Source organism: Pseudomonas corrugata, assembly GCF_001269905.1.
Lineage (GTDB): Bacteria > Pseudomonadota > Gammaproteobacteria > Pseudomonadales > Pseudomonadaceae > Aquipseudomonas > Aquipseudomonas corrugata.
In genome coordinates, this window is record NZ_LHVK01000009.1 from 151,249 (window position 1) to 173,427 (window position 22,179).

General features: G+C 60.7%; 20 protein-coding genes. 11 read left to right on the forward strand and 9 right to left on the reverse strand.

From position 1 onward, the window contains the following. Positions 1 to 50: 50 nt before the first annotated feature. Positions 51 to 1,046, reverse strand: coding sequence for a C4-dicarboxylate TRAP substrate-binding protein DctP (gene dctP / locus AD665_RS14700; RefSeq protein ID WP_024777580.1), 996 nt, complete (start codon positions 1,044 to 1,046; stop codon positions 51 to 53). A 443-nt stretch (positions 1,047 to 1,489) separates the two neighbouring features. Here dctP and AD665_RS14705 point away from each other — a divergent pair, with 443 nt between their 5' ends. Next, positions 1,490 to 1,861, forward strand: a complete 372-nt coding sequence (locus AD665_RS14705; protein WP_024777581.1) for a PH domain-containing protein — start codon at positions 1,490 to 1,492, stop codon at positions 1,859 to 1,861. Positions 1,862 to 1,908: 47 nt separating this feature from the next. Here the strand turns inward: AD665_RS14705 and AD665_RS14710 are convergent, their stop codons facing one another. Continuing rightward, entirely contained in the window at positions 1,909 to 4,215 is a 2,307-nt protein-coding gene (locus tag AD665_RS14710) for an Orn/Lys/Arg family decarboxylase (protein ID WP_053192567.1), read from the reverse strand. A gap of 251 nt (positions 4,216 to 4,466) precedes the next feature. Further along, positions 4,467 to 4,871, reverse strand: coding sequence for a DUF488 domain-containing protein (locus tag AD665_RS14715; RefSeq protein ID WP_024777583.1), 405 nt, complete (start codon positions 4,869 to 4,871; stop codon positions 4,467 to 4,469). Between the two features lie 222 nt (positions 4,872 to 5,093). Between AD665_RS14715 and AD665_RS14720 the strand changes: the two genes are divergently transcribed. The 3 genes from AD665_RS14720 (at position 5,094) to AD665_RS14730 (ending at position 7,298) form a co-directional block, all read left to right on the forward strand. After that, complete coding sequence (locus tag AD665_RS14720) at positions 5,094 to 6,296, forward strand: hypothetical protein (RefSeq protein ID WP_147460398.1); 1,203 nt, start codon at positions 5,094 to 5,096, stop codon at positions 6,294 to 6,296. Between the two features lie 12 nt (positions 6,297 to 6,308). Further along, positions 6,309 to 6,854, forward strand: coding sequence for a DUF4256 domain-containing protein (locus tag AD665_RS14725; protein WP_024777585.1), 546 nt, complete (start codon positions 6,309 to 6,311; stop codon positions 6,852 to 6,854). Between the two features lie 171 nt (positions 6,855 to 7,025). Then, on the forward strand, positions 7,026 to 7,298 hold the full coding sequence (locus AD665_RS14730; RefSeq protein WP_024777586.1) for a DUF2790 domain-containing protein: 273 nt from the start codon (positions 7,026 to 7,028) through the stop codon (positions 7,296 to 7,298). Between the two features lie 51 nt (positions 7,299 to 7,349). Here the strand turns inward: AD665_RS14730 and AD665_RS14735 are convergent, their stop codons facing one another. From AD665_RS14735 to AD665_RS14755, 5 genes are all read right to left on the reverse strand, one after another. Continuing rightward, entirely contained in the window at positions 7,350 to 8,294 is a 945-nt protein-coding gene (locus AD665_RS14735; protein ID WP_053192569.1) for a LysR family transcriptional regulator, read from the reverse strand. Between the two features lie 103 nt (positions 8,295 to 8,397). Continuing rightward, positions 8,398 to 9,348 carry an aldo/keto reductase gene (locus AD665_RS14740; RefSeq protein ID WP_053192571.1) on the reverse strand — a complete coding sequence of 317 codons (951 nt, stop codon included), beginning with the start codon at positions 9,346 to 9,348 and terminating at the stop codon, positions 8,398 to 8,400. Between the two features lie 33 nt (positions 9,349 to 9,381). Continuing rightward, positions 9,382 to 10,842, reverse strand: coding sequence for an efflux transporter outer membrane subunit (locus AD665_RS14745; protein WP_414860490.1), 1,461 nt, complete (start codon positions 10,840 to 10,842; stop codon positions 9,382 to 9,384). Positions 10,843 to 10,871: 29 nt separating this feature from the next. Further along, a complete protein-coding gene (locus AD665_RS14750) occupies positions 10,872 to 12,356 on the reverse strand; it encodes a DHA2 family efflux MFS transporter permease subunit (RefSeq protein WP_053192575.1) in 1,485 nt (494 codons plus the stop codon). Continuing rightward, complete coding sequence (locus tag AD665_RS14755; RefSeq protein ID WP_053192577.1) at positions 12,356 to 13,489, reverse strand: HlyD family secretion protein; 1,134 nt, start codon at positions 13,487 to 13,489, stop codon at positions 12,356 to 12,358. Before AD665_RS14755 ends, AD665_RS14750 begins: the two co-directional genes overlap by 1 nt. 258 nt (positions 13,490 to 13,747) lie before the next feature. On the opposite strand from AD665_RS14755, the gene AD665_RS14760 reads away from it, so the two are divergent. From AD665_RS14760 to AD665_RS14770, 3 genes are all read left to right on the forward strand, one after another. Continuing rightward, the gene (locus AD665_RS14760; RefSeq protein WP_024777592.1) at positions 13,748 to 14,374 is read left to right on the forward strand and encodes a TetR/AcrR family transcriptional regulator; all 627 of its coding nucleotides are present in this window, start codon (positions 13,748 to 13,750) and stop codon (positions 14,372 to 14,374) included. Next, positions 14,371 to 14,904, forward strand: a complete 534-nt coding sequence (gene mug / locus AD665_RS14765) for a G/U mismatch-specific DNA glycosylase (RefSeq protein ID WP_024777593.1) — start codon at positions 14,371 to 14,373, stop codon at positions 14,902 to 14,904. Before AD665_RS14760 ends, mug begins: the two co-directional genes overlap by 4 nt. A 127-nt stretch (positions 14,905 to 15,031) precedes the next feature. Beyond that, positions 15,032 to 15,736 carry a hypothetical protein gene (locus tag AD665_RS14770; RefSeq protein WP_053192579.1) on the forward strand — a complete coding sequence of 235 codons (705 nt, stop codon included), beginning with the start codon at positions 15,032 to 15,034 and terminating at the stop codon, positions 15,734 to 15,736. Positions 15,737 to 15,755: 19 nt separating this feature from the next. On the opposite strand, the gene AD665_RS14775 is transcribed toward AD665_RS14770, so the two are convergent. Beyond that, positions 15,756 to 16,625, reverse strand: coding sequence for a LysR family transcriptional regulator (locus AD665_RS14775; RefSeq protein ID WP_053192581.1), 870 nt, complete (start codon positions 16,623 to 16,625; stop codon positions 15,756 to 15,758). A 116-nt stretch (positions 16,626 to 16,741) separates the two neighbouring features. Between AD665_RS14775 and AD665_RS14780 the strand changes: the two genes are divergently transcribed. From AD665_RS14780 to AD665_RS14795, 4 genes are all read left to right on the forward strand, one after another. After that, entirely contained in the window at positions 16,742 to 17,161 is a 420-nt protein-coding gene (locus tag AD665_RS14780) for an ester cyclase (RefSeq protein ID WP_053192583.1), read from the forward strand. A 3-nt stretch (positions 17,162 to 17,164) separates the two neighbouring features. Then, a complete protein-coding gene (locus AD665_RS14785) occupies positions 17,165 to 18,202 on the forward strand; it encodes an SDR family oxidoreductase (RefSeq protein ID WP_053192585.1) in 1,038 nt (345 codons plus the stop codon). A 770-nt stretch (positions 18,203 to 18,972) separates the two neighbouring features. Beyond that, positions 18,973 to 19,779: a helix-turn-helix domain-containing protein gene (locus tag AD665_RS14790; protein WP_392396986.1), complete on the forward strand. Its 807-nt coding sequence runs from the start codon at positions 18,973 to 18,975 to the stop codon at positions 19,777 to 19,779. Next, complete coding sequence (locus AD665_RS14795; protein WP_053192587.1) at positions 19,779 to 22,178, forward strand: hybrid sensor histidine kinase/response regulator; 2,400 nt, start codon at positions 19,779 to 19,781, stop codon at positions 22,176 to 22,178. The genes AD665_RS14790 and AD665_RS14795 overlap by 1 nt, the downstream gene beginning before the upstream one ends. Position 22,179: the final 1 nt, after the last annotated feature.

Here is a 22,179-nt window from a genome sequence, read left to right on the forward strand (position 1 = left end):
CTGCAGGGGGACGACAAGCCGGTGCCGCCGTGGCGGCACCGGCCAACCCATTACTGAGCCTTGTTGGAGGCTTCGGCCGCTTTGATCAGATCAGCACCGATGTCGCCTTCAAACTTCTTCCATACCGGCTTCATCTTGTCGCGCCACTCGCCACGCTGTTCAGGTGTGAGCGTAATGATCTCGGTGGTTTTGGCATCGATGATCTTTTGCTTGGCATCCTGGTTCAGTTGCTCGGCTTCCTTGTTTACCTGGGCGGTGACTTCCTTGATGATCTTGTCCAGTTCGGCACGGACATCGGGTTGCAGGCCGTTCCAGAACGTGGTGTTGGTGATCAGCATGTAGTCGAGTACACCGTGGTTGGATTCGGTGATGTACTTCTGAACTTCATGCATTTTCTGGCTGTAGATGTTCGAGTACGGGTTCTCGGCGCCATTGACCACGCCGGTCTGCAGGCCTTGGTACACCTCGGCGAAACTCATCTTGCGCGGGTTGGCGTTTACCGCCTTGAACTGTTCTTCCAGCACGGCTGAGGCCTGTACCCGGAACTTCAGGCCACGGGCATCCTTGGGTTCACGCAGCGGCTTGTTGGCCGACAGCTGCTTCATACCGTTGTGCCAATAAGCCAGCCCGGTGATGTTTTTGCTTTCCATGGACTTGAGCAGCTTCTGCCCATCAGGGCTCAACTGGAATCGGTCCACGGCGGAGATGTCATCGAACAGGAACGGCAGGTCGAACAACTGCACGCTCTTGGTGTATTGCTCGAACTTGGCCAGTGACGGCGCAATCATCTGCACATCACCCAGCAGCAAGGCTTCCATCTCCTTGCCATCACCGAACAGCGAGGAGTTGGGGTAGACCTCCACCTTCACTTTGCCCGGCAGCCGTTCTTCCACCAGTTTCTTGAAGAGCAACGCGCCCTGGCCCTTGGGCGTTTGTTCGGCCACCACATGAGAGAATTTGATGATGACCGGATCAGCCGCCATGGCCGTGCTCAATGCACTGAGGGCGAGGGTACAGACGAGTGCTTTCCAGATTGGTTTGAACATTGTGGGGATACCTCGTTATTTTTGTATTTATCGTGCGGGCTCATTCAACCCTAACGCACGTCGGGACAGTTGCAAGTCTAGGCAGAAAACAGTCTGCCTGGGGATTGTGACGGTCGATAACGGAAGAATCGTCCGTACGGTTAACGCCTCGAAGGGAGGCTTCAGCGTCTCCAAGGCCGAGTCGCAAGCATCGTGACCGGCACTGGGTGAAAGGCTTCAGCCAACAACTGCAACGGCAGCAGGAAACCATAAACGAGCCGTAATGGCTACTGGCTTTCAATGCTGCCGGCGGGACAAAGTCGAGGAACTGTGGCGAGGCTGCATGTTTCCGGCGGACGCTGGAAAGGTCCGTTTCCTGTCCTTGTGATACCTGTTGCGATTGCTTCACAATTCCATCTGCCCAGGAAGCCTGGAACGCTTTTCAACTCGACAAGGACCTACGGATGATCGACTTCAACAACAAAGGCTTCTTCAAGCTCAAGCAGAACGATGAATATGCCGAGCGTGTCACGGCCCTGCTGCTGGACGGCGAGCAGGTCATCGACGCCTATAAATCCATGCGTGACGGCGTGGTTTTCACCAATAAACGTATCATTGCGGTGAACGTACAAGGCATCACCGGCAGCAAGAAGGACTTTACCTCTCTGCCGTACAAGAACATCGTGGCTTACTCGGTCGAAACATCCGGCACTTTCGATCTGGATTCCGAGCTGGAGATCTACTTCTCGTCCCTGGGCAAGGTGAAGTTCGAATTCACCGGCAAGACGGGAATCGTTGAGATCTCCAAGGTGATTTCCAAGCACCTTCTGGCTTGACCTCAGGACTCGCTGGAGGGAGGGGCGCCAGGGGGCGGCGCCTTCTCTCAATCGAAGTCTGTCCTGCCGGGCTTCAAGACCAGTAAACGATACTCGCCGTTCTCCACTTCGATTCCATGGGTGTCATGGGAGAAGCCCGGGAAGGCTCTATCGAAGCCCTCCAGTGCTTTCAGATACGCCAGCAAAGGCCCGTCCGCAGGACCGGCGCTTTCCCCCGGCATCAGCAAGGGGATACCCGGTGGGTACGGCACGATGCCGGTGGCGGCGATGCGTCCGGCTGCTTCCTCCAAGGTCACTTGCTCGACATCGTTGCGCACCAGTTTTTCGTAGGCTTGCACCGGGCTGTACACGGCGTTGGGCAACGTGCCGAAAGCCTGGGCCATGGTCGAGGTGGTCTTGTTCTTTTTCATCGCGGCGAAGATCTCATCGGCCAGGTCCTTGAGGCCCATGCCGGCATAGCGCTGTTGGTTGGCCGACAGCAGGTCCGGCAGGCACAGCTCCAGCTCGGTGTTTTCGTCATAGTCGCGCTTGAAGTCGAGCAGGGCGTTGACCAGGGTGCCCCATTTTCCTTTGGTGATGCCGATGGAGAAGAGAAACAGGATGGTGAAGTCGGTGGTTTTCTCGACCACGATGCCCTGGTGCTCCAGGTAGGCCGTCAGCACGCAGGCCGGGATGCCGAAGTCGAGCAGGTTTCCATCGTCACCCATGCCAGGGCTCAATACCGAGACCTTGATGGGGTCGAGCATGCAATAGCCCTCTTCGATATCGCCGAAGCCGTGCCAGACCTCGTTCGGATGCAGCACCCAGCAACTCGGGTCCGTTTTGAGCAACACCGGGTCGACCGCATGGAATGGCATCTGGCTGGCGCCAACGCGCACCGACGAAGGCTGCCAGCAGGTGAAGAACCATTGCTGCTTGCTCGACATCTCGTTATGCATGCGCGACAGGACCTGGCGAAATGCAACGGCTTCCTCGATGGATTCGCTGGTCAGGATCTGTCCGCTCGGTGCCTCCATCATGGCCGAACTGACGTCGCAGGAGGCCATGATCGCGTAGTTGGGCGAGGTCGAGGCATGCATCATGAACGACTCGTTGAACCGCCCGTGTTCGATCGGGTTGCGGCCATTGCGAACATGAATCATCGAGGCCTGGGACAAGGCAGCAATCAGCTTGTGTGTCGACTGGGTGGCGAACACGGTCGGCTTCGAATCATCGTGTTCGTCGGGGTTGCCGTGCATGGCGAAGCGGTCGCGGTAGAGCGGGTTGAAGCGCGCATAGCCGTACCAGGCTTCATCGAAATGCAGACGGTCGACGCTCTGCCCGAGCAATTCTTCCACACGAGTGACGTTGTAGGTCAGGCCGTCGTAGGTGGAGTTGGTGATGATCGCGTGCACCGGTGTCGGGTCGATACCTTTCTTGACCAGCGGGTTGTTTGCGATGGCTGCTTTCACCCCCTCGGCGCTGAGGGTTTGCGGCAAGATCGGACCGCTGATGCCATAGCGGTTGCGGACGGGTACCAGGTAGGTGGGCAGCGCCCCCGACAGGGTCATCGCATGCTCGGCAGACTTGTGGCAGTTGCGGTCGCAGAGGGCGATCTGGTTACGGGTGACGCTGGCCATCAGGATCACACGATTGGACATCGAGGAGCCGTTGGTGACGTAGTACGTGCGATGGGCGCCGAACACCTTGGCCGCGTAGCGCTCACCCTGGCCGATGGGACCACTGTGATCCAGCAGCGAGCCCAGCTCCCCGACCGAAATGGACAGGTCGGCACGCAGCAGGTTTTCCCCAAAGAACTCGTAGAACGCCCGGCCAGCAGTACTTTTGAGAAACGCCGTGCCACCCGCATGGCCGGGGGTATGCCAGGAGTATTCGTAGGAACTGGCAAACCTGACCAGCGCACCGAACATCGGGGGCAGGGAGGCTTTGCGATACCGCTCGATGGCCGCCAGGACACGCCCGCTGAGGAAGCGGCTGGTGTCCTCCGGCAGCCAGATGAAGTCGTCGGCGTATTGCATGACCACCAGGGGAATACTGGAGGCGCTGCTGCGATCGCTGATCAGGAAAACCGGTACCCGGGTGTTGCGTTCACGCAGATTGGTCAGCAGCTTGATGCATTCATCATGGTCCTCGCTGTCGTCCATTTCCCAACTGAGCAGGACACATTGAATCGCCGGGTCCGAATTCAGGATTGACGTGGCGTCGCTCAGGGATTCGGACACCAGCAGGCTGATGGCCCGTTGCTCCACGTCGTTGATCAGCTGAAGCAGCGCTCGACCAAAGACCGTGCGTTTATCCGGCGGGCTGCTGACCAGCAGGGTGAGCATCCCGAGCGTGTGCTTGTTTTCCGTCATGACAGGCCCCCCGAAGTGGTTTTATTCAAGAGGTTCACCGGTACTGGCCCGCCTCCGGAATGCTGTGCGCTGACGGTTTGCGTCGGCACTGTTCAATTGCACCACCGTCATCTTCCGGGTGACTGACATCCCTGCTTCACTCAATGAGCGGTAAAAGCTTAGCTATAGCTGAAGATAGGGATGTCGCAAGGCATCCAGTGGTGGGCTCTGGAGATCTGTCGGGCGGAAAAACGTTCGCAGTCACCTCGGGTTCAGTGGCCCGGAAACTCAGGCAGATAACACGCAGGCGAACTCATTTGCGCCCGTTTCTCCACCTCATCCTCCAGCCATTCGGCCAGCACCACGGCATTGTTTTCGGTGGTCGAGCGCGCTGCGTAAACCAGGGTGAGATTGCCGTTGAGCGCAATGTCCACCAGCTTCCACCAGTGCTGCGGTTGCGCGCCCAGCTCGTGGCGATAGGCTGTTTTGAACTGATCAAAGGACATCTCATCGCCCTTGAGCGCCTTGCGCAATTCAGGAGACGGCGCAACCTCCTTGAGCCATGCATCGATGTTCAGCTCATCCTTGCGGCAATTGCGCGGCCACAGGCGGTCAACCAGCACACGCTGGCCATCGCCGGCGGTGGGTACGTCGTAGGCGCGTTTGCATTGGATCATGACGGGTGGCCTGTCGAGGGGATTGGGTCAGCATAGGCCTTGGCGGCTGGGTTATCACGCACAGAACTGGCGATGCCCTGTGGGGCGAGCCTGCCCGTGAATGCAACCTGTCCGTCACCTCGATACGGACAGTCGGCGCAAAGGCAATTCCCCCCGCTGGACGACCCGAATTCCCCTGTCTAGAGTGAAATATCCGCGCCGGATGCCTCGGGAGGGATTCCAATGAATCAGCTTAATGACTACACGGACCTAAAGGATCCATTGAATATAAAAATCATGGAGCTGGCTCCCAAGGAAAAGCGCGATGGCAAAAAAACCAATCTGTTCTTCACCCCCGACACCGCATTTGACTCCAAGCCACTGACCCTGACGACCGGCAGCTATCCCTTCACGCCCCTCGGCAGCCTGGGTATCACCCAAGTGGATACCACCGGACAGGAGTGGAGGCATGTACTCAATCAAATCACCAACAGGCATGGCCTCACTTCGGACTACGGCAATCCTGACCGAGCCGATCAGTTGGTGTTGCTGGACACTCTGGATGCCGTGAAGATCAAGGAGGCCGTTGCACGGGACAAGCAATTCACCAAAGGCAGCTACTACCACCCCGACGTCGAGCAGGTATTCGGGACAACCAACCCTGTCACAACCTATGCCGCCCAACAGGTCATCGAACGCCGAGCCGTCTTGTGTCAACCCGTGCCCGATCCGATTGCGCTCAACTACTGGAACCTGCTCAGCTCGGACCCCACCGCGCAGGCGAAGCTATATAACTGGCTGCAAACCCATGGGGGGATTTCCCACAAGTTCTCGGTCAATGACAGAAAATCGGGAAACAGAATCCAGAACCACTTCCAGAACCTGGAGAACTCCAACGCCATACATTTCGCCAGCGAAACCCGTGGTGAATATGCCGCCGCCAAACTGCTGATTACCGTCCTCGGCAACGAATACCAGATGAAGATCGGCAAAGCCTCTTCAGGCCGCACCAATGGAATCGACCAGATATGGGTCAAGCGCAACCTGATCAGTGGCGTGGTAGAGGAATACATCATCGTCGAATGCAAAGGCAGCGTGGATGCCTCCCTCAACGAAGCCAAGTATGGCTGGCAGATGTCACCCTGCTGGGTCTTCTACTGCCTTGTCGGCCTTTTGGGCACCAACGGCAGCCTCGCCAGCACCTCGACCACGGATGTGTTCGCCAAGGCCACCATGGTCAGGAAAATCCTCAACGCCTTGATCAACCCGGGTCCTCCCGTGGTGAAAGGCCTGGTCATCCAGCCCATGACCAAATCCGTTACGGCGCCCAATAACATCGAAATGGTCGACTTGGGGGCCTATGACCTGGTCGAGCAATATACGAATGCGGTGGCTGGGCACTCGAAGTTCCATAACGCCCAAGTGTTCACCGGCACTCTGTTCTAGGACGCCAACGCCATGAAAAAAACAGAACAGGAAAACCTCCTGCACACCCTGGAATCCCGCTTCGAACAAAACCCTCATCGCCACCCGGACCTTCAATGGCCTGACGTCCGGGCCCGGCTTGAAAGTAACCCCGCCGCGCTTGAAACCCTCCAGGCCATGGAAACCACCGGAGGCGAGCCGGACGTGATCGGCCACGACAAGCAAACCGGCCGCGTGACCTTCTGCGATTGCGCCAAGGAAACCCCGGCCGGCCGCAGAAGCCTTTGCTACGACCGCGCCGCCCTGGACGCGCGCAAGGAAAACAAACCTCGGGGCAGTGCGCTTGAGCTGGCCGAAGAGATGGGCATCGCCCTGATGACGGAGGATCAGTACCGCGAGTTGCAGGCGTTGGAGGCATTTGACCTGAAGACGTCCAGTTGGCTGGCAACACCCGCTGACGTTCGCTCGCTGGATGGCGCGATATTCGGTGACCGGCGTTATGGCAGGGTGTTCGTGTACCACAACGGCGTGCAGTCGTATTACGCGGCGAGAGGGTTTCGTGGGGTGTTGGGCGTCTGAACTGGACGCGCCTGCGCAAGCCTGAGTGCATCACCTCATCATTCATACGCTTTCTGGACAGAGTGTTTGTCCAACCGACCGATGTTTCCTAGCAGGAGCAGTCCTTAGCATCGTCTCCAACCCATGAGCAAACGGCCCATGGGCGAACCTTTCAATGAGACGGTGAATAGCATGAAACTTTCAAAATGGGCGTTGCTTCTGGTCCTGGGCGGTATCGGTGCACAGGCTTATGCCGATGATTCCTCGGCAATGGCCGACGCCGACAACGGGGCGGTCGAAATCTATAGCTACTCCACCAGTCTGGACATCAAACGAGTGATTTCTATCAGCGACGCAGGTGATACCTGTGGGCCGGTGTCGCAACAGATGACCTATGAAGATTCTCATGGCCAGCGGCATGTCTTGCAGTATCAAGTGATGGGCAGTGCTTGTTCCAACGGTTGAGCACCGTGCGGACGATGGAGGGTCGACACTCCATTCGACGCCACCGATCAATCAACGGTCCGGCGATTTTCTTGTGCCTGCAATGGCCTCATCCGATGCCAGCAGCTCGGGGATGGCCGTTTTCAGAAACGCCACCCAGGTCCTGATTTTCGCATCGACGAACTTTCGCGACGGGTAGATCGCGAACAGGTTGAGTTCCTCCAGATGGTAGTCGGGCAGCACCCGCGTCAAGGTACCTGCCTTCAGGCCTTTCACCGCCGAAGCAATCGGCTGGATGCCAATCCCCATGCCATTTTCTATGGCGACGGTCATCCCGTCGGCCGTATTGATATGCAGGGGAGACACGGGTACCGTGACCGTCTCCCTGCCTTCGGGTCCCTCGAATGTCCAATTCTCCACCGGCATAACCGTATTGACGATTCTCAGGCAGTCGTGCTCGCAAAGGGCGCCTGGCGTTGCCGGAAGTCCATGCTTTGCCTCGTAAGCCGGTGAGGCGCAGAGCACGCTGTAGATGGCGCCGAGCCGTTGTGCGACGAAACCGGAATCGGGCAGGTCGCGAGCCAGAACGATGGACATGTCGTAGCCTTCTTCGAGCAGGTCGGGCATCCGGTTGGTCAGGGTCAGGTCGAACATCACCGAGGGATGCATTTCCCGATAGCGCGCAATGGCGTTGATCACGTAATGATTGCCGATGGCCGACATGGTATGGATCTTCAGCCTGCCTGCCGGCAGGGTCTGCGCCGTGCCGGCTTCTTCATCGGCTTCCCGTACCTCATCCAGAATCTTCTCGCAGCGTTGCAAGTAGCGCACGCCGGCTTCGGTCAGGACCAGGCGCCGGGTGGTGCGGTTGATCAGGCGCACGTGCAATCGGGCTTCGAGGCTGGAAACCGCCTTGGACACGTTGGTCGTGGTGGTGTCGAGCAACTCGGCGGCGGCTGTAAAGCTGCCGCCCTGGGCGACGGCAATGAAGCACCGCATGGTCTGGAAGACATCCATCGCTGTCACCTCGGATGATGAGTCGCAAATTATAGGGGCTGACCCCGTGTTTACCGGACGGAAAAAACGAAGACCACGCAACGAGTCGCCGCTGTATCGGATCTCACTGCTTGCGCGGAATGAAGCCGGGAACACCGGTTTCCACTACCGAATTGAAGCGGATACGGGTGGTGATCTCTTCCTTGATCTCCTGCATGGCCCGCTGCGGCAAGGTCGCGATGTTGAAGTTTTCCTGGATGTGGCTCGGTGTCGACGAGGTGGTCAAGAAGGCCGATCCGCGCTGCACCGCCCAGGCCAGCGCCACTTGTGCTGGAGTCTTGCCTACCCGCTTGGCGATGCCGGTGATCACCGCGTCTTCCAGCACGCTCGGCGTCATGCCGTGACCGAGCGGGGCGAAGGCGAGCACGATGATGCCGTGCTGTCTGCAGAACTCCAACAGTTCCCATTCCGGCAGGTAGGGGTGGGCTTCGATCTGCACCACGGCGGGCTTGATACGCGCCGCCGCGACAATCCCCTGGAGGGCGGGCAGAGTGATGTCCGAGAGTCCGATGGACTTGCAGCGGCCTTCATCCACCAGCGCCTCCAGCGCTCGCCAGGTTTCAATCAGGCTAACGCCACCGTCATAGATGACATGCGCAAATGCATCCCGCGGTTCCTGGTCCTCACCCGGGGCGAAGGCGAACGGGGTGTGGATGAGGTAGCAATCGATGTAGTCGACTTGCAAGCGCCGGCGGCTCGCTTCGAAAGCCGGTCTGACCCGCTCGGGACGGTGGTTGGTGTTCCACAGTTTGGTGGTGATAAACACATCTTCGCGGCGGATCCTGCCGGTGGCGAACACTTCCTGAAACGCCATGCCGATCCTGTCCTCGTTGCGGTAGCGTTCGGCGCAATCGAAGTGACGGAAGCCGACCTCCAGTGCGCACTTCACTGCCTCAGTGGTGCTGTTCAGGTCCCGGAACAGCGTGCCAAAGCCCACCGCCGGCAGGGTGCCCACGCCGTTGTTCAACGCGATTCGTGTCGCGCCCAAGTCATCGTGAAACGCTTCGTAAGTCATGGTTGTTCTCCAAAAGATCTTTGATCTGGGCCGTTATCGGCAAGAGATTTCGCGTGATGCGACGTTTTGCTCCAGGACACCGACGCTGTTGCCACCGAGCGCCACGAACAGCTGCACCGTATCCAGGTAGCGCGCGGTCGTTACCTGGATCTGGCCGAGCAACGCCTGTTGATAGGCGCGCTCTGCTTCCAGTACTTGCAGGATGCTGTTTTCGCCTTGGGCGTAGGCTTGCCGGTTCAATTGCAAACTGGTTTCACCGGCGCGCAGTGCGTCGTCCTGGGCTCGCTGCTGTTCGCTGCCGTGGTTGATCGCTTGCAGCGTGTCCGCGACCTGGCCGAAGGATTGAATGACCGTCTGTTGATAGCGGGCGAGAGACGCGTTGTAGCCATCAATGGCCGCCTGCCGTTCCGCCTTGAGCGTCCCGCCGTTGAAAATCGGTGCGGTCAGACCGGCGGCGAAGCCCCAAAGCGCAGCACCGCCATTGCCCGAGGCCGCTTGTGTCAGCGAGGCCGACAATTCGATATGCGGGTAGAGATTGGCGGTGGCGACCCCCACTGCGGCGCTGGCGATGTGCAGCTCGGCTTCGGCCTGCAGCACATCCGGCCGGGCGTGGGCCAGCTCCGATGGCAAGCTGACGGGAATGTCGGCGGGCAAGGCGAGCTCATCCAGCGTGAAGTCCGGGGCGATCCAGTCCGCCGGGCCCCTTCCCGCCAGTATCGACAGGGCATGGCGCGCGGCGTCGCGCTGTTGGGCGAGCGGCGGCAGCAGTGTACGGTCCTGGGCGAGGCGGGTTTCGGCCAGGGTCACGTCGATTTGGGTCGTCAGGCCATTGAGGTGGGCGGCGCGCACCAGGTCGAGGTTTTTTCCATCGTTGGCCAGCAGCGTTTCCACCGCCTGCATCTGTGCGTTGGCCGAGGCCAGTAACAACGCCTGGCTGGCGACGTCACCGGTCAAGGTCAGGTACGCCGCTTCGTAGCGATGCCGTTGCAGATCCCTCGCTGCCTGCTGCTGTTCGACCCGTCGGCTGTTGCCACCGAACGCATCGAGGTCGAACGCCACCCGTGGTCCAACCCCATAGACGTTCGCGACGGCTGCCCGGGGCGCGTTGTGGGTCCGCTGGCGGCCGGCGGATGCGGCGAAATCGACTTGCGGATACAACGCACCTTCCGAGGCCGCGACGAAGGCCGACGCCTGACGCAGCGTGGCATCGGCGGCGACCAGTTCCAGGTTGCCGTCGATGGCGCGGCGCATCACCTGGTCGAGCTTCGGCGAACGGAAGCCCGACCACCAATTGCCCGTGAGCGTGTGGCCCATGTCGATATGTTGGGCCGGGGCCGATTCACCGAGTTGCTGTTCGGCCTGGGCGTCGTAGTGCTGCGACAGGCTCGCCGCAGGTCGTTGGAAATCAGGGCCCACAGTACAAGCGGACAACAAGAGCAGCGCTGCCAACAGCGTGAGTCGGGTTGGCAACGGCTGCCGATGGGACATACACATAGACGTTTTCATTGCACGGACTCCACGAATCAGTTGGCTGTAAGGGGCTTGCGCAGGAACAGCACCAGCGGGCTCACCACGAGCATCACCACCAGCAAGATCTTGAATTGCCCCACGACTGCAACGAACGCCGCCTGATGGGTCGCCAGATGGTTGAGCCCCTCGAGCGCGGACAGCGAGGTCACGTTCGACAGGCGGTTGGGCGTCAGCTGGCTGACCAGTGCCGAATGCATCGCCTGGGTGCTGTTGAAGAAAAAGATCTGCACCACGGCCACGCCCAAGGTGCTGCCGTAGACCCGCATCAAATTGAAGAATGCGGTGGCTTCCGGGCGCAGCGTTGCATCGAGGGTGCTGAACGCGACTTTGCCCAGGGCCGGCATCAACAGGCCGAGGCCGACGCCCTGGATGGCGCCGCTAACCGCCACCGGCGTCCAGTCCATCAACGGCGAATAGCCGAGCATCAGCCAATTGGCATACGCCGTCAGCGCAACGCCTGCCGCGATAAAGAACCGAGGGTCGAAGCGCCCGAGCAGACGTCCCGTCAGCAGGAACGCGCCCACCAGCCCCACGCCGCGAGGCAGGGTCAGCAGGCCGGTGGTGTCCGGTGGGTAGCCGAGAATCTCGTCCAGCATCGGTGAGGTCAGGGCCATGGTCGACAGCAAGACGAAACCGAAGGCAAAGAAGATGATCGTCGAGAGCACGTAATTGCGGTCGCTGAACAGGCCTTTACCGAGGAAGTGCGTCGTGGCCGTCAACCGGTGCACCATGAACACATAGAGCCCGAGTGCGCAGGCCAGTGCGTGCATCCAGATTTCCGCCGAGTCGAACCACTCCAGGCGTTCGCCACGGTCGAGGAGCATTTGCAGCCCGATCATGCCGAGGGTGAAGGTACCGACGCCGAAGAAATCGACTGCTGGACGCTTGTCGGCTTTCTTCTCCTTGAGCAGCAGCGTGACCGCCAGCAGGATGTAGGCCGTCAGGGGCAAGCTGAGGTAGAACATCGGCCGCCAGTCGAAGTGCTCGCAGATCCAGCCACCGATACTCGGAGCGCTGACAATGCCGAACAGCACCAACGCCGTCCATTGGGCGCCGAAGCTGGCGCGCCGTGCCGGTGGCAAGGTGTCCAGGGCAATCGCCATCGACAGGGGGGCCAATACACCGCTGGCCGCACCCTGCAGGATGCGTGCGCCGATGAATTGCATGGGCGTGGTCGCCAATGTACCAAGCCACAGGCCGAGGGCGAACAGCACCAATGCGGCCTGGTACACCCGCTTGAGGCCGAACCGGGCTGCTAGCCATTGGGCGATGGGTGTGGTGATCGCGGTCGCCGCCAGGTAGGCCGTGAAAATCCATCCAGCCTGATCGTCGCTCATCGACAGGCTGCCCTGGATCAACCGCAGCGCCGCGTTCGGCAGCGGCAGATTGGCGGACTGCAAGTAAGTCGCCAGCAGCGCGACAAAGCGCAGCGAACGGGCATCGGCAGTCGCTGGAGCATCCGCAGGAGAGGCGTTCATCAGAAGGCTCCTGCGGTCCACAGCGTCTTGAGCGGATGCCACCATGGCGTGCGATAGCCCGTGTCGACCTTGACCGTGGCGCTGGTGCCGGAAAACAGCGTCAGCTCCGGATCGACCTCATCCAGCTCGAGTCGTACCGGCACCCGCTGCACCACCTTGACCCAGTTGCCGGTGGCGTTTTCCGGTGGCAGCAGCGCGAAGTCAGAGCCAGCGCCGGGGCTCAGGCTGATGACGTGGGCTTTGAAGATCCGGCCTGGATACGTGTCGATCGAAATATCCGCGGCCTGCCCCGGGCGCATGTGGGTGACCTGGGTTTCGCGGAAGTTGGCTTCGACCCAGCGCTCATGGCCGGCAATCAAGGCGAACGCGGGCGTGCCGTTGTTCACGTAGTTGCCGACCTGGAGGTCGTCGACCTTGGCAACGACGCCATCGTCCGGCGCCGTGACCGTGGCGTAGGAGAGGTACAACTGCGCCTCGTCGAGGTGGGCCCTGGCTTCGCGCACGCTGGGATGATCGTCGACGGCGATCTCGGGATTGCCGTTCAGCGCGGCAATCGTTCTGGCGATCTGTTGCTCGACCGAGGCGCTGCGTTGGTGGGCGACTTTGAAGTCGGTTTCCGCGCGCTCATACGCCGCTTGGGAGACGAACTGGGTGGTAACCAGCGCTTTCTTGCGGGCAAAATCCCTTCGGTCGTAATCCTCCGATTCCCTGGCCGACTGCAACTCTGCCTGCTGCTGGCGATAGCTGGCTTTCAATTCATCGATGCGCAGGCGTGCGCTGCTCAGTTGTGCGTCGGCGCGGGCGACGGCGATCTGCAGAGGCTTGGGGTCGATGCGAAACAGCACCTGGCCCTTGCGGACGGGTTGGTTGTCCTCGACCGCGATCTCGACCACTTGCCCGGAAACACGCGTATTGATCGAGGCCTTGGCCACCCGGGTGTAGGCATTGTCGGTGGACACGAATGGCTCGTTTACCCGGTAGTGGGCATAGCCAATGACGGCGAACAGGGCGGGCACCCCTCTCATCAGCCAGGGGCGCAAGGTGGATTTGAACGGTTTTTTCGGGGCGCTATCCAGGTCAGGGCCCGGGTGCGGCAAGGCTTGTGTCGCTGAGAGGTCGAGTTGCTGGGTCATGATCGGATACACCTTTAGTCGGGGTATCGGGCCGACTGATGCACAATCGCTGCGGCGCCGACGTGTGTATTACGGTGAAAACCACTCCAGTGCGCAGTCGGGAGGATCACTCCGTTGCCGCTTGCTTCGTCGTCGCCACACCCAGTTCGAGCTCCGCCACAACAAACCTGTCCATCAAGGAATTTCTGGTTCCTTAATTTTGTGCGATGATGTAAGAATATCCCTCGATCCGATCCCCTTACAAGGATTTTGTACGACATGGCACAAAAAAAGATTGCGGAGGCGAAAGGCCGCGGCCGTCCACGCGCCTACGACCCGCAGACCGCCTTGGCCCAAGCCCTCGGCGTGTTCTGGAACACCGGCTACTCCGGCGCGTCACTGGACAGCATCGCCACCGCCGCCGGCATGAATCGCCCCAGCTTGTACGCAGCGTTCGGTGACAAACACGCCCTCTACATCAAGGCCCTCGAGCAATACTGGGAGACGGCTTCGGCGGCCATGGAACAAGCGCTGATGGACGACAGCCTGACACTGGAACAGGCGCTGACGCAGTTCTACGAGGGGCAACTGGCGATCTATTTTTCCGGGGACGGCCAACCCCGGGGTTGTTTCGCGATTGGTACCGCGACCACCGAGGCGGTGGAGGATCAGCAGATTCGCGACGTGCTGTCGGATCGCTTGAGCCGGCTCGACGCCCATCTTGAAGCGCGGTTGCAACGGGCGGTCGACGCCGGCGAACTGAAAGCCAAGGCCGATCCGGCCGCGTTGGCAGTGCTGGCTGCCTCCTTGCTGCACAGTGTTTCGATACGGGCGAGGGCGGGTAAATCCCGGGCCGAACTGACCGAGTTGGTGCGCACTGCGGTCAATGTGATTTGCGGTTCATGAGCGACAACGCACTCGAAGACATCCTGAGCCCGGACCTTTCGGTCGTGTTCTGCGGGATCAACCCTGGGCTGACGGCTGCCGCCCAAGGACATCATTTTGCCGGGCGCGGAAACCGCTTCTGGCGAACCTTGCGCCTGGCCGGCTTCACTCATGAAGAAATTTCGCCGCAACGGGATCGGTCGATTCTGGAATATGGCTATGGGCTGACGGCTGTGGTCCGGCGACCGACCGCCCGTGCCGACCAACTGTCGGCGTACGAATTCACCGCCGCCGCCGTGGATTTCGAACAGAAGATCCTCCGGTATGCTCCCCGCTGTGTCGCTTTTCTCGGGAAGGCGGCGTATGCGGCGTTGACCGGGCAGAAACAGGTGATGTGGGGGCCTCAGCCGAGTCCGTTCGGGAATGCGCGGGTCTGGGTATTGCCGAATCCGAGTGGAAGGAATCGTGCGTTCACGCTGGAGCAACTGGTGGAGGCGTATGGTCGGCTGCGTTCGGCGGTGAACTGCGAAGCATCAGCCTGCTGGGAATAATGCCGGTTTACTCATCCGCGACGCGATATCGATTCGGTTGGATACATTGAAGCAGAGACAGTTGTAAGCTGGCGATCAACAGTCCCACCCCGAGCCACGACACGGTGGCAATTGATGGATACCCCACATGCCCCAAGCAACCTTGAACCTGATCCTGAATGCCTTGAACGAAACCGAACTGGGCCCTCTCGCCTCGCGTCCGTATGACTGCGCGTTCAACGTGCTGGCAGCGCCGCCGGAACAGAAAAGGCTGATCGTGATGGGGTTCAACGGCTCTGAGGCCGACAAGGACTTCACCAACGTTTCCGCCATCGAAGGCGACTTCCAACAGCCCGAGGTCTGTAATGTGGGGCTTGGCGTAGAGGGCAAATGGGGAAGCACTCGCCTGGCGAATCAGCTCAGCACGTTGCCCGACAAACTCGGATTCACCAAGGCCGAAACCCTTTACACCAACGCTTTGCTGCTGTGCTCCAGGGACGCCGCCTCAATCGGCAGAGCGGCCAAGGCATCGGCGCTTGGCAGTCATCGGGTGCTTGCCGAGCGATCCATGCGGTTTTTCGCCGAGGCGACCATGAAGCTGAGTCGCCCTGAGTTGATCGTTGCCTACAGCAACTCGCTCCGGGCGCCTTCTGCTGCCAGCATTCTTTATGCGGCATTTGGTCAAGGCGAGGTTATCGACCACATCTGTACCGGCTCGCATACCGCAACATTCGGCTTCACCGCGACCATTGCTGGCGTTCGAGTGCCGGTGGTTGGCATACGCCACATGTCGCGTTTTACCGCCAGGCCGGAGCTCATTCATGAAGCCTGGAAGCGGCAGTTGGCCAGGTGAGTACGCGGCTTTCCAAGCCCTAACCCCCGGACACACTTTCCAGCAACACCTGCTCCAACATCCCGAAAAAACATTTGATATGCGCCTGCTTCAACGCCTGGGGTCGGCTCACCAGATAGACCTCCAGATCTGGAATAGGCAGCTCTGGAAACACCTCGATCAGATCCTGCGCCAATACCCGAGGCAATACCGCCACCCCCATGCCTCGCCGCACCGCCTCGATTTGTGCAGTGAAAGAGTTCACGCTGATCGGCGCACGCTCCAGGCCGCCGGCTTTTGCCGCGCGCAGTTGCGTCAGCATGTCCAGCGGGGGCAGCAAGGCGATATGGGCTGCGGTGGCTGGGGTGAGCACGGGAGATCGCTTCAGATACTGCGCATCGGCGAAGACGCCATAGGCGACCCGGCCGATGTGTTTATAGATCAATGACGGTTCACCCAGGTGGGCGGTGCGCACCGCAATGTCTGCCACGCCGCGGACGACCTTGTGGAATTCGGCGGTGGCCAGCAATTCCACTGAACAATTGGAGTGCAGGGCGGTGAAGCGGCTCGCGGCCTCCAGCACGGAGGAAGAGAAACCCTCCCCGGCACTGACCAGCACGCTGCCACTGAGCTCAGCTTGGCGCCCGGGCGGGCTCGTAACGGTTTGTCGGCGCAAACCGGTTTCCGCGGCCAGGGCGACTTCCACCAGCGACTGGCCTCGCGAGGTCAGCCAACAGCCTTCGACGCCCCGCTCGACAAGGGGTTCGCCCAAGGCGCTTTCCAACTGCGTCAGGCGACGCGACACCGTAGACGCCGCGATTCCCAACAACTGCCCCGCCTGAAGAAAACTGCCCCGCCGCGAGACGGCCAGCAGCAATCGAAGATCGTCCCAATTCGCTTGCGATGCCATGCGTCCTGTCTTCCCTGATTTGCATATGTGCAAAGCCATTATGCAGTAGTCGCTGTTTTTCAAAAGCGGCGCCAACGGTATATCTACGGCCCTTCGAAACCCACGGAGTGGACTGTATGACCGCCGGCCCCAACGACTACGCGGAACGCGCCTCAAGAGCCTTCAATTGCCGTGATGTGGAGGCGATGCTTGCATTGGTGAGCGAGGACTTCATCTACCTCGATGGCACGGGCATTCAGATTGGTCGCGAGGCCATGCGCAAACGGGAATTCGCGTTGTTCGAAGCGCTGCCCGACGCCGAAATCACCTTCAGCCCCTTCATGGTCGCCGAGGATCGATTGGCACTGGTCGCCGTACTGTCCGGCACCTTCACCGCGCCCCTGGTGCTGCCTGAGCGGGTGATACCGCCCCATGGTCGGCACATCACTGCGCACTTTGCGGCGCACTTCATCTTCAAGGATGGGCTGGCCACCCATGAAGAAGTGTTCTTCGACAGCGCGGTGTTGCTGCCGTCCGCCGAACTGGGCGAGGCTTGAGTCATGCGCAACGTATTTGTGAGCGGCGCCACCGGCCTGCTCGGCAACAACCTGGTACGGGAACTGGTTGCGCGTGGCTATGCCGTCAAAGCCCTGGTCCGCTCCAGAAGCAAAGGCGAACAGCAATTCAGTGACCTGCCCGGTGTGGAGCTGATTGTCGGCGACATGGCCGATGTCGATGCCTTCGCCGCTTCGCTGCAAGGCTGCGATACGGTGTTCCACACGGCGGCATTCTTTCGCGATAACTACAAGGGCGGCAGCCACTGGGCGGCGCTTGAAGCGATCAACGTCGGCGGCACCCGAGACCTGCTTCATCAGGCGTACCGCGGGGGCATACGCCGATTTATCCACACCTCTTCCATCGCTGTGCTCGACGGTGAACCCGGCGCGTCCATCGATGAAACCTGCCTGCGGGCCGAGGCCGATGCGGACGATTACTACCGCAGCAAGATCCTCGCCGACCGTGTCGTGTTGACCTTCTTGGACGCCCATCCCGACATGCACGCCTGCATGGTCCTGCCCGGCTGGATGTGGGGCCCTGGCGACATGGGCCCGACGTCCTCGGGACAACTGGTCAAGGACGTCGTGAACGGCAAATTGCCCGGGCTGATCCCCGGCAGCTTTGCCGTGGTCGATGCCCGCGACGTGGCCTGGGCACTGATTGCCGCAGCCAAGCTGGGACAGCGAGGCGAGCGCTACCTAGCAGCGGGCCGGCACATGACCATGGGGCAGTTGGTGCCGGTGCTGGGCCGTATCGCGGGCGTCAAGACCCCTTCGCGGCAACTGCCGCTGCCCTTGCTATACGCCCTCGCGACGGCGCAGGAGATTTATGCGCGGCTGACCGGCAAGCCGATCCTGTTGAGCTTGGCGACGTTGCGGCTGGTGATACGCGAGGAGCATCGCACCTGTTTCGACCCTCGCAAGAGCGAGCAGGTGCTGGGGCTGCGCTTCCGGGATCTGGAAGTGACCGTTGCGGATACAGTGGCGTGGTATCGGGAGCATGGTGGGTTTGGCAAGCACAATGCTGTAAACACTGAATAACGACCGGGCCGCTCTGTGGCGAGGGGATTCATCCCCGCTGGGCTGCACCGCAGCCCCAACGCCCCCTCAGCCTAATGCCAATCAGTTAAGCCACAAACCTGTGGGAGCAAAGCTTGCTCGCGATTGCGGTAAGTCAGTCAGCAGCAATGTTGACTGGTTTGCCGTCATCGCGAGCAAGCTTTGCTCCTACAGGTTTTCTGTTTCGACCCTCGCAAGAGCGAGCAGGCGCTGGGGCTGCGCTTCCGGGATCTGGAAGTGACCGTTGCGGATACAGTGGCGTGGTATCGGGAGCATGGTGGGTTTGGAAAGCACAATGCTGTAAACACTGAATAACGACCGGGCCGCTCTGTGGCGAGGGGATTCATCCCCGCTGGGCTGCACCGCAGCCCCAACGCCCCCTCAGCCTAATGCCAATCAGTTAAGCCACAAACCTGTGGGAGCAAAGCTTGCTCGCGATTGCGGTAAGTCAGTCAGCAGCAATGTTGACTGGTTTGCCGTCATCGCGAGCAAGCTTTGCTCCTACAGGTTTTGCGTCGTTTGATCCTTAGTCTCGCTGCGAGACCGCTTCAGCGCCGGTATCTGACGCGGAGAAGGCCACGGACGATCCGCCCTCTTCAAGTCTTCGCCGCACCTGCCGCTATCGGTATAACGATTTTTACCGACCCCTCCATTGTCTTTGCGATACCTTTGCCTTTCGGCATTGACGTTGGCAAAAGCACGATAAGAGAACGTAGCGAATGGACGACGGACGAGACGAAAGGCGGACGACTGTGTCCGGGGGCGCGACGGTGTCTTGCGACGCGCTGCCGCATATCCTGCTGATCGACGATGTCCCGGAGGACCTTCGTGCCACGCTCATTCTGCTGAAGGCCCAACCCTGGCGCATTTCCCTGGCCAGCGATGCCCACCAGGGCTATCAGCGGGCCCTGGCCTTGCGCCCGGACTTGATCGTGCTGGATGTACACATGCCGCACATGGACGGTTTCAGCTTGTGCCGGCTGCTGCGCGAGGCACCGTCGACCCGGCAGACGCCCATACTCTTCTTGTCTTCGGCCAACAGCACCTTGGAGCGCCTGGAAGGGCTGACCGTGGGCGCGGTCGATTACATCCCCAAATCCTGCGCCCCCGAAGAAGTGCTGGCGCGAATCAGGATCCACCTGCAATTGACTTGGCGCGCGCCGCCGACCCATCAAGCCAGCCCGGCGGACCCGGAACCGGAGGGCGACGAGATCGTGCTGCGCGCCGCGATGCGATGGATTGAACAGCACCTCGATGACATGCCCTCCCTGATGCAACTGGCGCAAAAAGTCGGCACCCATGAAAAACGCCTTTCCCGGATATTTCGCGAGCATCTGGGGCTGACCGTGTTCGCTTACATTCGCGATGCGCGGCTGCGTCGCGGCCAGGCCTTGTTGAGTGAAAGCGCCATGAGCGTGCAAGACGTTGCCGAATTGATCGGCTTTCGCAATGCCTGCAACTTCACCACGGCCTTCCGTCAACGCATCGGCATGACGCCCAGTCAGTTTCGCCAGCAAACCCTGGGCATCGTCGATACCGAGTCGGCCGGGCGCGCCTGATGCGGGGCCTGCAATTTTTGTTGCTGGCGATGACGTTGTTGTCCGCCGGCCTGCTGCGCGCGGCGCCTGTGGATATCTGCCAGGCTGAACAGCTGGACGTGATGCCCGCGATGCGGATTGTCGAAGACCCCCAGGCCAGGTTGAGCCTGGAGGACATTGCGCAACTGCCCGACGCCCGATTCAACACTGCGACCGCGAATTGGCCGGCGCAAGGCTATAGCCGCTCGGCATTCTGGTTGAAACTGCAACTCATCAATGCAAGCGCCAGGGCCTGCTCGCGCCTGCTGGTGATTGGGGCGCCGCGGCTGGAAGACATCCGCGTCTACCAATCTGAAGACGGACACTGGCGCGGTGCCCAGGCAGGCAGCGCCCATCCCCTCGCCGAATGGCCCCAACCAGCGGCGCGCCAGCCGGCGTTCCCGGTCACGCTGGCGGCTGGGCAGAGCACCACCCTGTTCATCCGGGTGACCAGCAACTTCCAGATGCTGCTGGAGCCACAACTGTGGTCTGAACCGGCGCTGCTGCGCAGCCAGCAACAGGTTTACCTGAGCGACGGTCTGACCCTGGGCATTGTCCTGCTGGTCGTCCCGTTCGGGCTGATCGTCGGCTGGATCCTGCGCTCCCGATTGCTGAGCGTGAATGCGGGCGCGGTACTGAGCTATATCCTGCTGACCTGCATCGTGAACGGCTACCTGATCTACTGGCCCACGGCGCTTGGCTGGACCCGCGAACTGCTGGCGTGCGTCAGCGTGACCTCGTTCGTCCTGTTCCTCGCCTACATGCGCGTGTTGCTACAGGTGGCCCGGCTACCGAGGATCATTGGCTGGAGCTATTGGGTGCCACTGCTGGGCTGTGCCCTTGGCCGGGTCTGGTGGTTGAAGGTCGATCCGGTCCAAGGCGCGCAGATGGTCCAGGTGTCGCTCTTGAGTTTCTACGGCTCGCTCCTGGCTACGTTATTCATGGCGTGGCGCAGGCGGCTCACTTACAACTGGATGGCGTGGCTGGTGCCGGGGCTGCTGCTTTCGCAGTTGTTGATGCGCTATTTCTTCCCACAGGAACAGTTGCCCTGGCAATCGCCGCAAAGCAAGCACAGCCTGTCGTCGACCCTGCCTGGCGTGGCGTTGCTGGTGTGCACGTTGATCATGGAAGTCAGCCGCAGCCGGTATCGGGAAAAGCACGCCTTGTCCACCCTCGAACAACAGCGCCAGGCCGAGCACGAGCGCCTGGAAAGTACCGTGGCACTGCGCACGGCACAGCTGCGCGAATCACTGGCGGCACGCAGTGCGTTGATGGCCCGCATCAGCCACGACCTGCGTTCGCCACTGGTGCGCATCATCGATTATTCGCGCCTGTTGCACGCGGGTCCGAACCGGGAGTACCCGGCCAATATCGAGCGCAACGCCCGCCAGCAACTGGAGCTGATCGACGAGATGCTCGAGTTCTCCCAGGGGGAATTGGAACAGATGCAACTGACCCTCGCGCCGGGTTATTTGTACGGGTTCCTGAAGGAGATCGAAGAGGAGGCGGGCTTCCTCGCCGCGCGACAGGGCAACACCTTCGAAGCCGTTCTGGCGCAGGACCTGCCGGCGCTGGTAGAGGCCGATTTCAAACGGCTGCGGCGGGTCCTCATGAACCTCTTGACCAACGCGGCGAAGTTCACCCGTAACGGCCAGGTCCGTTTTGAAGTGAGCGCTGTTCCAGGGGCGACCGTTGACGCAGTGGAACTGGTCTTCAGCGTCATCGACAGCGGCATTGGCATCGATCCACAAGAATTCGAACAACTGCTGCAACCCTTCCGTCGTGGCCGCAATGCGCAACGCTACGAAGGCAGCGGGCTTGGCTTGTCCATCGTCGCGCAACTGCTGGAGCGCATGGGCAGCCGGCTGGAACCCCAGGCCAGCGAGCAGGGCGGCAGCCGCTTCAGTTTTCGCCTGCAACTGAAGTTCGCCCAGGAACACGAGCTTGAAAATGGCATCGTCGATAGCCATGCCGAACCGTTTGATGGCCAAGGTCTGCATGTCCTGCTGGTGGACGATGTCGAGCAGAACGGCGAATGGCTGTATGACCTGCTGGCCGGCTACGGGTGTGACGTGAGCCTCGCGGCGAACGGCGAAGACGCCTTGGCCTGCCTGGCCCAGCAGCCGGTCGACCTGCTGATCAGCGACCAGATGATGCCCGGCATGGACGGCTGGGCACTGCTGCGACGGGTGCGCGAGCACGGACACGATTGCCCGGTGCTGCTTTATTCGGCGGTTCCGCCCCGCAGGCCGGGGGGCTATCCCCAGGACCTGACGTTCGATGCGGTCCTGCTCAAGCCGGCCGACAGCCGTGAATTGCTGGCATGGGTCAAGGCACTCACTGATGCGGACAGGGTGCGCCCGATGGCTCGGGAGCAATAGC

What these genes read in the sequence shown, in the direction of transcription:
- dctP (WP_024777580.1), bottom strand. Translation starts at nt 1,046, where the DNA reads ATGTTCAAACCAATCTGGAAAGCACTCGTCTGTACCCTCGCCCTCAGT.
- AD665_RS14705 (WP_024777581.1), top strand. Translation starts at nt 1,490, where the DNA reads ATGATCGACTTCAACAACAAAGGCTTCTTCAAGCTCAAGCAGAACGAT.
- AD665_RS14710 (WP_053192567.1), bottom strand. Translation starts at nt 4,215, where the DNA reads ATGACGGAAAACAAGCACACGCTCGGGATGCTCACCCTGCTGGTCAGC.
- AD665_RS14715 (WP_024777583.1), bottom strand. Translation starts at nt 4,871, where the DNA reads ATGATCCAATGCAAACGCGCCTACGACGTACCCACCGCCGGCGATGGC.
- AD665_RS14720 (WP_147460398.1), top strand. Translation starts at nt 5,094, where the DNA reads ATGAATCAGCTTAATGACTACACGGACCTAAAGGATCCATTGAATATA.
- AD665_RS14725 (WP_024777585.1), top strand. Translation starts at nt 6,309, where the DNA reads ATGAAAAAAACAGAACAGGAAAACCTCCTGCACACCCTGGAATCCCGC.
- AD665_RS14730 (WP_024777586.1), top strand. Translation starts at nt 7,026, where the DNA reads ATGAAACTTTCAAAATGGGCGTTGCTTCTGGTCCTGGGCGGTATCGGT.
- AD665_RS14735 (WP_053192569.1), bottom strand. Translation starts at nt 8,294, where the DNA reads ATGGATGTCTTCCAGACCATGCGGTGCTTCATTGCCGTCGCCCAGGGC.
- AD665_RS14740 (WP_053192571.1), bottom strand. Translation starts at nt 9,348, where the DNA reads ATGACTTACGAAGCGTTTCACGATGACTTGGGCGCGACACGAATCGCG.
- AD665_RS14745 (WP_414860490.1), bottom strand. Translation starts at nt 10,842, where the DNA reads ATGTGTATGTCCCATCGGCAGCCGTTGCCAACCCGACTCACGCTGTTG.
- AD665_RS14750 (WP_053192575.1), bottom strand. Translation starts at nt 12,356, where the DNA reads ATGAACGCCTCTCCTGCGGATGCTCCAGCGACTGCCGATGCCCGTTCG.
- AD665_RS14755 (WP_053192577.1), bottom strand. Translation starts at nt 13,489, where the DNA reads ATGACCCAGCAACTCGACCTCTCAGCGACACAAGCCTTGCCGCACCCG.
- AD665_RS14760 (WP_024777592.1), top strand. Translation starts at nt 13,748, where the DNA reads ATGGCACAAAAAAAGATTGCGGAGGCGAAAGGCCGCGGCCGTCCACGC.
- mug (WP_024777593.1), top strand. Translation starts at nt 14,371, where the DNA reads ATGAGCGACAACGCACTCGAAGACATCCTGAGCCCGGACCTTTCGGTC.
- AD665_RS14770 (WP_053192579.1), top strand. Translation starts at nt 15,032, where the DNA reads ATGCCCCAAGCAACCTTGAACCTGATCCTGAATGCCTTGAACGAAACC.
- AD665_RS14775 (WP_053192581.1), bottom strand. Translation starts at nt 16,625, where the DNA reads ATGGCATCGCAAGCGAATTGGGACGATCTTCGATTGCTGCTGGCCGTC.
- AD665_RS14780 (WP_053192583.1), top strand. Translation starts at nt 16,742, where the DNA reads ATGACCGCCGGCCCCAACGACTACGCGGAACGCGCCTCAAGAGCCTTC.
- AD665_RS14785 (WP_053192585.1), top strand. Translation starts at nt 17,165, where the DNA reads ATGCGCAACGTATTTGTGAGCGGCGCCACCGGCCTGCTCGGCAACAAC.
- AD665_RS14795 (WP_053192587.1), top strand. Translation starts at nt 19,779, where the DNA reads ATGCGGGGCCTGCAATTTTTGTTGCTGGCGATGACGTTGTTGTCCGCC.